Source organism: Streptomyces sp. RG80 (assembly GCF_040446465.1).
In the GTDB taxonomy this organism is placed as follows: domain Bacteria; phylum Actinomycetota; class Actinomycetes; order Streptomycetales; family Streptomycetaceae; genus Streptomyces.
In genome coordinates this window covers 1-12,439 of record NZ_JBEAAJ010000016.1, presented here as the reverse complement: position 1 = coordinate 12,439, position 12,439 = coordinate 1, and the positions used below count along the sequence as shown (strand labels likewise).

The following is a 12,439-nucleotide window of genomic DNA, read 5'->3' as shown; positions in this document are numbered from 1 at the left end:
GGACGCTGCGCGCAGCGGCTGACCGGCGGTCCGACAGGCCGTCCACGAACTGCAGCACCGACACCATCGCCAACTGATCTGGCGCCCAAGCGGGTTGACCACGCCGCCCCGATGCTTGCGGTGGCGCCGCGACCGGTAGATCAGCCGGGAAGTCTCGCCCGGCTTGTAACGGCGCATCGCCGCGATCGACCAGCGGCCACAGGGGCGGCCCCGCACCCGCACCACCGGCGTGCGCCCACGCCGGCCCGAGGTACGAGCGCGCGGCGGTGTCATCGAGAACCCGGCCTCGTCCTCGAAGAGGATGTATGCCCCCCAGCGCCACCGCGGTTATTCCGCCTGCGACCGCACGTCCTTCTTCCACAGGCCCTCCGCCTGCTCGTCACACTCAAGTGCCCGGAGGGCCGACGACTGCCAGGACCAACCGTGCCGGTGCATCAGCCGCCACACCGCCGCCGACAAGCAGTCCGGATCGGAACTTCCTGGCGATCAGCTCTCTGATCCGGGCCAGGGTCCAGCGCTGGACCTCCCAGCCATGCGTGGCCGGCCCCGGCGCCAATTCCTGTTCCAGTACAGCGACCTGGCCATCGGACAGCTTGGGCAGTTTCGGCGGCCCCGAGGAGGCGAGGGCTGCCATTCCGCCCTCCCGCCAGGCACGCCGCCAGCGTTCCACCGACCGCTCGCTCACCCGCAGATCCTGGAGCGATCTCGTAGCACCGCCCGTCGCGTAGGAGTGCCCAGCGGACGTCGACGCGGCGGCGGGCAAGGGCGAAAACGGCGTGGGTGTGACGCTTGCCCTCGGCGCGTTTGCGGTCGTAGAACCGGCGTGAGTCCTCGGAGTGTCAGATGCTGAACAACGCCGAGGTACAGGAGACGCGCTGAAGGCGGTGGTTGTAGCGCTGCGGGCGCCGCAGGTTGCCGCTGGTCTTCCAAACCGGGCCTCGATGGCCTTGACGAGTTCGGCGACCTGCTGGTTGAGGCCCATCACTCCGCGAGAATGCTGCCGCCGGCGGCCGGGGCGACCAGCCGCGCCTCGGTCACATCATGATCGGTGTGCCGAGCCCGAGTGGTGGCTCACAGCCGTCACGCCGCACCACATTCACACACGATCCCGGTGGAGCCACACAGAGCTCGGCCCGTTCCATCACCTCGCGCTCGGAGCGATGGCTGTGCGATCTGCGTCCGCATGGCGGTGCGCGGCGAGAGAGGTGAAAATGGCACTAGCCGGATAAGAGTCACCCGACCAGCGGCTACGACGTTGCTTTCAGAGCGGGGAAGCGTCAGGCCGGCGTCAGCGCGCTCGAAGACTCCGGAAGCCGCGGGCGGGACATCAAGGTGATTCCCGCTAGTGCAGGTGGACACAGGTGATCGCTCATGTGCCGATGGCTCGCCTACTCGGGTACACCGCTGCTGCTCGACACCATCCTCTACAAACCGGCCCATTCGTTGATCGACCAGAGCCTCCACTCCAGGCTGGGTGTCGAGACGACCAACGGTGACGGTTTCGGCGTCGGATGGTATTCGCAGGAGAGCCTCGACACGCCGGCCCTGCTCAAGGAGATCGGGCCCGCCTGGAACAACCGCAACCTGAGGGAGATCGCGGATCATGTCCGCTCCCCGTTGTTCTTCGCCCATATACGGGCGTCGACCGGCACGGCGGTGCAGCAGACGAATTGCCACCCGTTCCGGCACGGCCGCTGGATGTGGATGCACAACGGTGCCATCACGGGTTTCCACCTCATGCGCCGCGATCTGGCCCTGCTCGTCGACCCTGGGCTGTACGACGACATCGAAGGAACAACGGACTCAGAGATGATGTTCTACCTGGCCGTCACCTTCGGCCTGGACCAGGACCCGCCAGGCGCCGTGGCCCGGATGGTGGGAGTGGTGGAGCGCAACGGCCGTGACCACGGTGTGGAGTTCCCGCTCCAGATGACGATCGCCGTGACCGACGGCGAACGCCTGTGGGCCTTCCGTTACTCGACCCAGGGCGCTTCCCGGTCGTTGTTCTACAGCACGCGCGTGGACACACTGCGCAAGCTGCACCCGGATTTGACGTTCCTGCAGGAAGTGTCCGACGCAACCCGCCTCGTTGTCTCCGAGCCCCTTGGCGATCTGCCGGGTGCCTGGAACGAGGTGCCCGAGAGCAGCTACGGCGTCGTGTACGCCGGAGCCGACGAGCTACATTCCTTCACCCCGGAACCGGCATGACGGCTTGGGCATCAGCATGAGTTCCCCGGAATGACACAAGGAACTTTTGTAGCCGGTAGGACGGTGACGTACGGCAGGCAGGCAGTTCGGTGGCCGGTCCGTGCGGGGCCATGATGATACTGCGCTTGCTGCCCACGATCCTTTTGCCTGCGCCGATGCCCTGTGTCCTGGCGGGGACGGAGGTGGAGGTCTTGTCGCTCTGGGCGTCGATCACGCAGGCCGAAATGTGGCGGTTCTTGCCCTTCCTGCTGGCGTACCAACTCCCGTAACAGGATGTTGAGCTGAGTTCTCCGGGGCCATGAAGCCGGCGGCCATGCCCTGGGCCGTCGGGCCGCCACCAGCAGCGCGATGTCAGGGCCGCGCCGCACGCGGCGCTACAGAGGGCGAACGCGCTCAGGGCTGTCGCCCCTGACGGTGCAGTTCCGTCATGCGGGCCGGGCCGGGCGGGATGCGGCGAGCGCGTCGTAGGTCCGGCACGAAGGACATAAGGGCACCCCGGCACCGCATTCCACGACCGACCCTGCCTATCCGGAAGATAAAGGCCAAGCTTCCCTGCCGAATGGCAGGTCGGCTCCCAACTGCCGTGTGTGCGCCGCGCGATGGAGGGTCCCTGTGCAACGCGAAGTCCTACGCCCCCTTGCAGCGGGGCCCCCGCTGTCTAGTACGTTGCCGAACATGAACATCGGACCTCTCGAACCAAAGGTGCCCGACCTCATCGTCGCAGTTCTCTGCTTCGCCTTAGTTTTTGTCCTCTTCGCGAAGGTTCTTCTTCCGCGTCTCGTGAGAGTCCTTGCAGAGCGCACGGACGCCATTGAGGGAACGATCGAACGAGCTGAAGAGACTCGGCTCAAAGCTCAGCGCCTTCATAACGAGTACCAGAGCGAACTCGCCGAAGCCCGCCGAGAGCTGGCTCACCTCCGGCAGGAGGCCCTGGAACAGGGCGCAGCGATCATTGCAACAGCCCGTGAAGAAGGCGCGCGGCAGCGCGATGCCTTGATCGCGGATGCGCAGGCTCAGCTCGAGGTAGACCGAACTCTTGCGGCTGCCGAGTTGACCGAGGGTCTACGACACATTGCCATCGAGCTCGCTGGTCGCATCGTCGGTGAGCCCCTCGATGAATTGGCCAGCAGTGAGGTCGTCGACCGCTATCTCGAAGAACTGAACACCAAGTTCTCGTCCAGAGGGGCAACAGGTTGACCAGGCCGACGGCCTGGCATGCCGCCTTCAGTAGCAGGTTCTGACCGAGGTCCGGGCTCATACAACGGTTCTCCAAGAGCCGACCGGGTCGACGCTCTTCGCATCTCCCGTCACCCGCCTAAAGGACTCCCTTGGGTCTTTCTCGATCTTGGTCTTGAGTAACCGCTGGGCAGGGGCTACTGGCAGATGGTGCCGGTCCAACACTTCAGGAGGTCCTGGAGGGCGTCGAGGACTTGGTGGCGGGTAAGGCCGGTTCCGGGTGTCATGGGTGTCTCGGCAGTCGCCTATACCGCACTTGCGCCACTCTGCCCGACGCAACCTGAACAGTTGCAGGTACCCCAGCACCTTCGTCCAGGAGACAGTCAGGCTTGCCCAACCGGCACATACCCACTGGGACAGAAACGGGGAGCTGATTCGTTGTGCGCGTTGGAGTGAAGATGACCAAGCGGATGGCGGTCATGGCGACAGCGGCCGCCGCGCTCGCCACCGCCGGGCTGGCCACGGCCCCCACCGCCTCGGCCGGCGACTACAACGGTTGCGGCTGGCCCCGCGTCTGCTTCTACCTGACCGACAGTGACTGGAACAACAGCAAGCCCACGGCCGCGTACCAGGACGTCACCAGCTCCTACCAGGACCTCGGATCCAAGAGCTACGGCGCCAACTACGTCAGGAACACCCGCAACGACGACCGGGTCTACCTGCGCGTCCACGACAAGTACAGCGTGACCTACTACCGGTGCCTGCCCCCGAACAGCACCTACCACTTCAACGACGACTTCAGGGTGAGCGGCATCCGCATCGACACCCAGTCCGCCTGCCCCTCAAGCTGACAGCCGTGCGTTTCAGCGCAGGGCGACGATTGGCACATCGAACGCCATTACTCCCAAAAGCGGGCACGGACCCCTCCCCGCCGGACTTGCGCGTGGCGCGAGTTCCCGGTCGGTGACGTGCGGCCGGCTCCTGCCCGCAGGCGCTCTTTCGTCGCCGTGCAGGGCCGTCCGGCCCCGGCCCGGATGCCTCAGGCCGGCTCCTCGACCGTGTGCGAGTCGGTGAGGGTAAGTGCGCCGCCTGCCGCGATCAGACCGACGAGCACGGCCAGGACGCCGTAGATGATCCGCTCACCGTGGAAGAAGGACTGCACGAGGCCGCTGCTCCAGGCGCCCGCAGGCAGCTGGGTGGTGACCAGTGCCGCGATCAAGGTGCCGACGACGGCGGTGCCGACGCTGGTGCCGACTTCCTGGGCGGTGTCGTTGAGCGCCGCGCCGATCGAGGTGCGGTTCTCGGGCATCGCGTCGACCAGGGCGATGGCGCAGATCGTCATGACGGTGCGCAGCCCGATGGTCATCACGACCATGGAGACGGCGATGGCGGCGTACCCGCGGTCGATGCCCCAGGCGAGCCCGGCGAGCGCACCGGCCAGGCAGACCGCGCCGACCAGACAGGCGATGCGGTGGCCGAACTTCTTGGCGAGCCCTTCCGACAGGGGGGTCGCGACGATCATCGTCACGATGATCGGCAGGTTCGCCAGGCCGGCCCGCACGGGGCTCCATCCGTAGGCGTACTGGAAATGGAGGATGAGCCCGAACATCACGCCGGCCATCGCGATGGACGTACCGATCTGGGCGATGGCGGCGCCGCGGACGGTCCCGCTGGAGAAGATGGTGAGGTCCAGCATGGGCGCCGCGCTGTGGCGCTCGTGCCGTACGAACCCGATGCCCGCGGCCACGGCTCCGCCGATCGACGCGAGCGTGATCGTGGAGAGCCAGCCGTGCTCGACGCCGCTGGTCAGCGCGTAGCAGGCCAGGCCGATGGCGAGGACGCTCAGGGCGGCGCCCGGCAGGTCGAGCTTGTCGTTCGTCAGGTCCTGAGGACGGTCGCCGGCGACTCCGAGCCGCACTCCGATGCCGGCGATCAGGGCGATCGGCGCGTTGATCAGCAGGAGCCACTGCCAGCTCACGTGGGCGAGCGCCGTACCGCCCAGCAGCGGGCCGAGCACGAACCCGGACATGCCGACGACGATCATCAGGGTCATCGCGCGCATCCGCAGCGCCTGTTCGTCGAACAGTCTGAAGACGAGCGAGTTGGTGATGGGTGCCATGGCTGCGGCGGCGATGCCGAGTCCGGCGCGCAGGGCTATGAGCTGCCCGGCGGAGTCGACGGCGATGACGCACAGGCTCAGCAGGCCGAACACGGCGAGGCCGATCAGCAGCACGCGTCGGCGTCCGACTCGGTCGGCCAGGGAGCCGGCCGTCAGCAGGAGACCGCCGAACGTGAGCGAGTAGGCGCCGGTGACCCACTGGAGGGCGGTGGTGCCGCTGCCGAGGTCACGGCCGATGGTCGGCAGCGCGATGGAGAGCAGGGTGTTGTCGACCATCTCGACGAAGAAGGCCAGGCAGAGCGCGGTCAGCGGAATCCAGGCCGTGCGCAGGGATGAGTAGGTACGGGTCGAATCTGACTCGGTGGTGGTGGTCGCGGTCATGGCCGGCCTCCTGTCGGAACGTTGCCGGTCGTCGCAAGGACGCGCGGCGTGGGAACGGGATGCGTGAGAGCGGAAGCGTGAGAGCGGAAGCGTGAGAACGGGATTCGATTAACGAACGACGTTCGATACTGGAACGACGTTCGACAGTAGAACGCCGTTCGATGAAAGCGCAAGTCTGTGATTGGATGGCTGCATGCCACGCCCGCGACCACGTACCGCCACCGAGACCTCGCCCCGAGGCCGCCAACGTGCCTCGCACTCCATGGAGGCCGTCCTCACCGCAGCCGTGGCCCTGCTCGACGAGGCGGGCGCGTCGGCCCTGACCTTCCGCGCCCTCGCCACCCGGCTCGGCACGGGCGTCGGGACCATCTACTGGTACGTCTCCAACAAGGACGAACTGTTCGACCGCGCCACCGACCACGCGGTCGGCGCCATCCTGACCGCCGTCGAAGAACAGCCGCACAGCGACGACCCGATCGCCGATCTGCGCGAGATGGCCATCACCCTCTTCGACGCGATGATCGACCGGCCATGGCTGTCGGCCTACTTCATGCGCAACACCGATGTCCAAGGCCACTCACTGCGGCTGTACGAGAGGCTCGGCCAGCAGACCCAGCGCCTCGACCTCACACCGCGGCAGCGCTTCCACGCCGTCTCAGCGATCGTGGGCGTCGTGGTCGGCACAGCCGCCGACCTCGGCGCGGAACTCCCGCAGGAACTGCTCGACGGCGAGGTGAACCGCGTGGAGTACCTCAGCCGCTACGCCGAGTCCTGGCGCAGGCTGGATGCCGCGCAATTCCCCTTCGTGCACGAGATCGCCGACGAGTTCGCCGAGCACGATGACAGGGACCAGTTCCTCGCCGCACTGGAACTGACCCTGGCAGGCCTGCGCCTCCAGGCGGAAACTCCTTGATCCTCGCACTCACCGCGCCTGACGGCCGACAAGCCCCCTGACCGACACCGTTCACACCGCCCCCAGATCAGCACGGAACGGCTCGGCAGGGGCTGGCACAGGACGTCAACCGCACCTCGTACGCCCGCGTCGGCAAGGGCCGGGCTGCCTGCTGCAGTCGGTGACGTCACGTGCATGCGGCAAGAGGCCGCCTCCTTCCCGAACCTGCTTCATGCTGCTCCCCCGGCCGCAGCGCGAGTTTGCCGTTGCCTGTCGCCGCTCCCGTTCAGACAGCGAGCCGCAGCGGGCCGACACGCGGCACGGGCCGAGATTTCCCTCCTGTGAGCGCCATGGCTCCCTCCGCGTGCGTGTCGGATTGCCCCATTCCGGTAAAGCGAACAACGTCAGGAGGAACAAACAGCAACAGGACGCACCCGACCAGGAAGCAGGTTGCGCGCATGCCAGGCAGCGAGAGCGAGAACCCGGCGATCCCCTCCCCCACCCCCACCGCGCATCGCCCCCGGACCAACCGCGACTGGTGGCCCGATCAGCTGGACCTTCAGGTCCTCCATCAGCATTCCGCGCGTTCGAACCCGATGGACGAGGACTTCGACTACGCCAAGGAGTTCGCGACCCTCGACGTGGAAGCGCTCAAGCGCGACGTCTTCGAAGTGATGACCACATCGCAGGACTGGTGGCCCGCCGACTACGGTCACTACGGTCCGCTCTTCATCCGTATGAGCTGGCACTCCGCGGGAACGTACCGCATCGCGGACGGCCGCGGCGGTGGCGGTGCCGGCGCCCAGCGGTTCGCTCCGCTGAACAGCTGGCCGGACAACGCGAGCCTGGACAAGGCGCGCCGTCTGCTGTGGCCGGTCAAGCAGAAGTACGGGCAGCAGATCTCCTGGGCGGACCTGCTCGTCTTCGCCGGCGACTGCGCCATGGAGTCCATGGGGTTCAAGACGTTCGGATTCGGCTTCGGGCGCGAGGACCAGTGGGAACCGGAGGAGATCTTCTGGGGGCCCGAGGACACCTGGCTCGGGGACGAACGCTACAGCGGGGACCGGGAACTCACCGGCCCCTTCGGCGCCGTACAGATGGGGCTGATCTACGTCAACCCCGAAGGCCCCAACAGCACCCCGGACCCGCTCGCCGCCGCCCGGGACATCCGTGAGACGTTCGCGCGGATGGCGATGAACGACGAGGAGACCGTGGCGCTCATCGCCGGCGGCCACACCTTCGGCAAGTGTCATGGGGCGGTCGACCCCAGCCACGTCGGACCCGAGCCCGAGGCCGCCCCCGTCGAGCAGCAGGGCCTGGGCTGGCACAACACCCACGGCAGCGGAGTCGGCGGCGACGCCCTGACGAGCGGACTCGAAGGGGCATGGACGTACGAGCCCACGAAGTGGGACAACGGCTACCTGGACAATCTGTTCGGCTACGACTGGGAACTCACCACGAGCCCGGCCGGTGCCCACCAGTGGACTCCCACCGACCCCTCCGCCCGGGACAAGGTCCCCGACGCCCATGATCCGTCCAAGCGGCACGCCCCGATCATGCTGACGACGGACCTCTCACTGAAGATGGATCCGGTCTACGGACCGATCGCCCAGCGCTTCCACGAGAACCCGGACCAGTTCGCGCTGGCCTTCGCCAAGGCGTGGTTCAAACTCCTGCACCGCGACATGGGCCCCCGTTCGCGCTACCTCGGACCCTGGATTCCCGAGCCGCAGCTGTGGCAGGACCCCGTTCCCCCCATCGACCACGACCTGATCAACGACACGGACATCGCCGCCCTCAAGACAACCATCCTCGCCTCCGGCCGGTCCGTCTCCCAGCTCGTCACCACCGCCTGGGCCTCGGCCGCCAGCTTCCGCGGCACCGACAAGCGCGGCGGCGCCAACGGGGCACGCATCCGGCTCGCACCGCAGAAGGACTGGGAGGCCAACGACCTCCCCGAAGTGACCGACACGGTACGCGCACTCGAGCAGATCCAGCAGGACTTCAACAACTCACAGACCGGCGGCACGCAGGTCTCCCTCGCCGACCTGATCGTCCTGGGCGGCTGCGCGGCCGTCGAGAAGGCCGCGTCCGACGCCGGGCATCAGGTGACCGTCCCCTTCACACCGGGGCGCACGGACGCCACGCAGGAACAGACCGACGTGGAGTCCTTCGCCGTACTCGAACCCAAGGCGGACGCGTTCCGCAACTACCTCAGGGCGGGCGAGAAGCTCTCCCCCGAGACGCTCATGCTCGACCGCGCGAACATGCTCAACCTCACCGCACCCGAAATGACCGTCCTGATCGGCGGCATGCGGGCGCTCGACACCGGTTACAAGGGCTCCGCACACGGCGCTCTCACCGACCGGCTCCAGACCCTGACCAACGACTTCTTCATCAACCTCCTCGACATGCGCACGCAGTGGTCCACCTCGGTCACGGACGAGAACGTGTACGAAGGCCGGGACCGAGACACCGGCGAGGTGAAATGGACGGCGACCGCCGTCGACCTCGTCTTCGGCTCGCACTCCCAACTCCGCGCCCTCAGCGAGGTCTACGCCTCCCATGACGCCAAGGCGAAGTTCGTACGGGACTTCGTCGCCGCCTGGGACAAGGTGATGAACCTCGACCGGTACGACGTCCGCCCCTAGCAGGTTCCAGGGCCCCGCAGGTCGGGAACTCCCCGAGCTCCCGACCTGCGAAACCCGGGGCCCTCGAATCTGTCGGACCAACGGGGCGCATGGTCTCGTCGCACATCATCGACGGCTCGCTTCCAGGGCGCTGCCTTGGCGGTCCAATCGCCGGTGTCCAGTCACTTCACTGTGCGCAACGCCTGAGCACTGCTGATCTCCGGTCTGGCCCTCGGCAGGCTGCTCGCCCGCCTGGCTCTGCCCAAACCCCGTCGCGCACACCGCGGACAGCGCCGGATCAGACACGTGGCGCCTACGCCTGCCCTCTCTTCCACCGCTCTGCTCGCCACCGTCTGGATGCTCACCCACCGTCGCGGCGGGACCGACGAGGAGCAGGCCGATGCCACCCTGCGGTCACCGCCGAAACGGTGGAGGTCCCACGCCGTTGAGCAGCCCCCGGCCGCCGCCGATTCCCTTGGGGACGAGCCATCACGCTGCCACGCTGCACACGCCAAAGGCAGCGCTTCGGCCGACCCGGGTGGGTGTGACGTCGTTCATCGGGCTCTGGCACAGATCTTGTGGAGTAGTTGCTGAGCGTTACGGGGCAGGCCGATGCGCGGCTGTGATCACACATGTTCCTGGTAGACCCTGATTTCCGTGAGGTGGAAGTTGCGGACGATCGTCCAGAATTCGTGAAGCCCAAGGCCGTCGGCCCAGCCGTCGAGTTCCTCGTCCATGTCATGGAAGAACCAGGACTCGAAGTGCCCCAATGCCCGTAGTTGAAGGACGGGTTCGTACCGAAGTTCGCAGTGGAGCTGGATGTAGTGATCATGCTCGCCGGAAGCGTCGTTGACCTCGAGCTGCCGGGCAAAGTCCAGCGTGAAGGCAGGCGGGCCATCGAAGGTGTGGGTCCCGTACTGGCAGAGCAGGCCATCTGCGTCGGGTGTGTTCGCGGTGTCGAAGCGTTGTGAGCCGAAGCGCACGAACCGCAGCCACACCTCGTCCAAGTCCAGTTCGGCGAGGGGCTGCTGTCCACGGCTCAGCTCATGTCGAAGTCGCTCCTGGGCCCGATCTATGGGCAGTCTCCCCGACATCCCTGTCCCTTCGCGGTCTCGACGGAATCTGTTGCCTCGCGGTGATCTTCTCAGCCCGTCACAGTCGCTGGCGTGACCAGGGTTGGCTGCAGAGTCTGTGGTGAGACGCTATTGCAATAGGATCATATTGCGGAGGAGTTCGAATCCGGCACGGCCGTAGAGCTGCCTCTTGATCTTCTTGATGCGGTTCACGGCACCCTCCGTGCCGCCGGAGCTCCAGTGGACGGTGAGTCCGGCGATCACGGCTTCGAGGTCAGTGGTGAGTCCGTGAGAAGCCGGTCATCCCCGGCAGCTGCGCGCGGCGGGCGGTGCTGATCCAGGTCGGCAGGTCGGGACCGGTGCGCCGGGCGAGCATCTGAGCGAAGTCCCGTACGAAGGTGTGGGTTTGATCCAGCCGACGCTGCCGCTTCTTGACCTCGGTCAACACCGCCTTCGAGCGGGCGCCGTTGCGGGTGTTGCCCGGGGTCGTCTTCTCGTGCTTCTCCTGTCCGAGGTGATCGGTGATCTCGCCCTCAAGGTCCGACTCAAGGATCCGCTTGGTCGGCCGCTGCAACAGCCCGCCCTCGCCGGTCAGCTTGATCCCGTCGGCCTCGCCTGGTCGACCAGCTGGCTGATCAACTGGTCTCCCAGAGCATCCGGCTTCAATCCCGCCGGCTTGGCTTCCTCCACGGCCTCAGCCGACACAGTCACGTCTGTCACCAGGTGTCACTCCACTTTCAAGATCCACCGTTGACCGCACAAACCCAGCCTCGCGAAAGCCATTGGTGCCCGGCTTGCTCCGCTGATGGACTGGTGTTTTACCGCGAGTCTGCCGCGTGACGGAGGTAGTGCTGGTGACAGGTTATGACGTGCTTGCCGAGGTGTACGAATGGCTCATCTCGGATGCAAAGTTGCCTCCATCCGAGTTCGCTGCGTCGTTCGACGACGTCCTAAACCTCCTGCCGCCGAACGCTCACGTCCTCGACTGTTCGTGCGGAACCGGACAGTTGGCGGTTGGCATCGCCGGTCGTGGCATGCAGGTTGTCGCAACTGACGCCAGCGAGGCGATGGTTCGTCGGACTGCGGAGTTGTCCAAGGAGTTCGGGGTATCCGTCCGGGCCGTACGGGCGAACTGGGAAGAGTTGCCCGACCATTTCCAGGACAACACGTTCGACATGGTGTTCTGCGTCGGCAACTCGCTTCACCATGCCACGGGCGCGACAGGCAGAGGTGCTGCCCTGGAGTCGATGGCACGGCTTCTGCGCCCCGGCGGGCGCCTGGTACTCACATCCCGCACTTGGGAACTTGTGCGGGCCAGAGGTTCCCGGCTCGAGATCAGTGACCGACTCGTCCGGCGGAACGGTCGCGATGCCGTCGTGGTCTACCGCTGGGAGATTGCGCCGCATTGGGAGGAGGAGCACCATATCGAGATTGCGATCGCGCAAGTTGAAGCGACCGGGTTGGTTCTTGTCCGCTCGGAAGTACTGTCCTGCTGGCCCTACCGGTACGAGGAACTCGAAGTCGAGCTGGGCCGGGTCGGACTCCAGACGGAACTGAGCACGTTCGATCTTGGGGCCGAGAACTACATGGTGGTCGCGAGCAAGGCATGAGCACCGGACTCTCAGCCCCTGGTCGGACCACGCAGTTGCTCGCAGGACGCTTGTGCCCTCTCATCGGTGCGGGTTCAAGTGGTCAACGCAACGCCTCGGACGAGGAGTGTTCGCCGATAAGACCGTGGTAGATCCGGGGTGACGGCGTGACGCTGCTCCCTGGTCGCATCGAGATCAATGAGCAGGATCTCGTCGATGAACGGCGTGAACGGATCCAGCTTCGACGGCGGGCCTTCCCCCGTGATGGTGGACACGCTTCGTTGATCACGCGGCGAGCGTGAGCTTAGCCGTGTGGTGTCGGTGTTCGTATTCGTTGGGGCTGAGGTGGCCGTTGGCGGAGTGTCGACGGC

Annotated in this window: 9 protein-coding genes and 4 pseudogenes; 6 read left to right on the top strand and 7 right to left on the bottom strand. The window is 66.4% G+C overall.

Annotated features, from left to right (window positions below; all coding sequences use genetic code 11):
- Positions 1-105 precede the first annotated feature (105 nt).
- Positions 106-697: pseudogene (locus ABKA17_RS48015) on the bottom strand (winged helix-turn-helix domain-containing protein); the annotation flags it as partial.
- A pseudogene (locus tag ABKA17_RS48010) lies at positions 696-926 on the bottom strand (IS110 family transposase); the annotation flags it as partial. The pseudogenes ABKA17_RS48010 and ABKA17_RS48015, both read right to left, overlap by 2 nt.
- Positions 927-1,371: 445 nt before the next feature.
- On the opposite strand from ABKA17_RS48010, the gene ABKA17_RS42100 reads away from it, so the two are divergent.
- Positions 1,372-2,208: a class II glutamine amidotransferase gene (locus ABKA17_RS42100; protein ID WP_353697710.1), complete on the top strand. Its 837-nt coding sequence runs from the start codon at positions 1,372-1,374 to the stop codon at positions 2,206-2,208.
- 109 nt (positions 2,209-2,317) lie between these two features.
- On the opposite strand, the pseudogene ABKA17_RS42095 reads toward ABKA17_RS42100, so the two are convergent.
- Positions 2,318-2,492, bottom strand: a pseudogene (locus ABKA17_RS42095) (IS5 family transposase); the annotation flags it as partial.
- A 391-nt stretch (positions 2,493-2,883) separates the two neighbouring features.
- On the opposite strand from ABKA17_RS42095, the gene atpF reads away from it, so the two are divergent.
- Positions 2,884-3,405, top strand: coding sequence for a F0F1 ATP synthase subunit B (gene atpF / locus ABKA17_RS42090; RefSeq protein WP_353697709.1), 522 nt, complete (start codon positions 2,884-2,886; stop codon positions 3,403-3,405).
- A gap of 437 nt (positions 3,406-3,842) precedes the next feature.
- Positions 3,843-4,235, top strand: a complete 393-nt coding sequence (locus ABKA17_RS42085) for a hypothetical protein (protein ID WP_353697708.1) — start codon at positions 3,843-3,845, stop codon at positions 4,233-4,235.
- Between the two features lie 188 nt (positions 4,236-4,423).
- Here ABKA17_RS42085 and ABKA17_RS42080 read toward each other — a convergent pair whose 3' ends face one another.
- The gene (locus tag ABKA17_RS42080; protein WP_353697707.1) at positions 4,424-5,884 is read right to left on the bottom strand and encodes an MFS transporter; all 1,461 of its coding nucleotides are present in this window, start codon (positions 5,882-5,884) and stop codon (positions 4,424-4,426) included.
- A gap of 262 nt (positions 5,885-6,146) precedes the next feature.
- Here ABKA17_RS42080 and ABKA17_RS42075 point away from each other — a divergent pair, with 262 nt between their 5' ends.
- Both ABKA17_RS42075 and katG read left to right on the top strand, forming a co-directional pair.
- A complete protein-coding gene (locus ABKA17_RS42075; protein WP_353697847.1) occupies positions 6,147-6,797 on the top strand; it encodes a TetR/AcrR family transcriptional regulator in 651 nt (216 codons plus the stop codon).
- 437 nt (positions 6,798-7,234) lie between these two features.
- Positions 7,235-9,427 (top strand): catalase/peroxidase HPI, encoded by a 2,193-nt coding sequence (gene katG / locus ABKA17_RS42070; protein ID WP_353697706.1) that lies wholly within the window; start codon positions 7,235-7,237, stop codon positions 9,425-9,427.
- Positions 9,428-10,032: 605 nt separating this feature from the next.
- Here katG and ABKA17_RS42065 read toward each other — a convergent pair.
- The gene (locus ABKA17_RS42065) at positions 10,033-10,500 is read right to left on the bottom strand and encodes a hypothetical protein (protein ID WP_353697705.1); all 468 of its coding nucleotides are present in this window, start codon (positions 10,498-10,500) and stop codon (positions 10,033-10,035) included.
- A gap of 412 nt (positions 10,501-10,912) precedes the next feature.
- Positions 10,913-11,202: pseudogene (locus ABKA17_RS42060) on the bottom strand (transposase); the annotation flags it as partial.
- A 131-nt stretch (positions 11,203-11,333) separates the two neighbouring features.
- Here ABKA17_RS42060 and ABKA17_RS42055 point away from each other — a divergent pair.
- Positions 11,334-12,089 carry a class I SAM-dependent methyltransferase gene (locus tag ABKA17_RS42055; protein ID WP_353697846.1) on the top strand — a complete coding sequence of 252 codons (756 nt, stop codon included), beginning with the start codon at positions 11,334-11,336 and terminating at the stop codon, positions 12,087-12,089.
- 74 nt (positions 12,090-12,163) lie between these two features.
- Here the strand turns inward: ABKA17_RS42055 and ABKA17_RS42050 are convergent, their stop codons facing one another.
- On the bottom strand, positions 12,164-12,343 hold the full coding sequence (locus ABKA17_RS42050; RefSeq protein WP_353697704.1) for a hypothetical protein: 180 nt from the start codon (positions 12,341-12,343) through the stop codon (positions 12,164-12,166).
- Positions 12,344-12,439 lie beyond the last annotated feature (96 nt).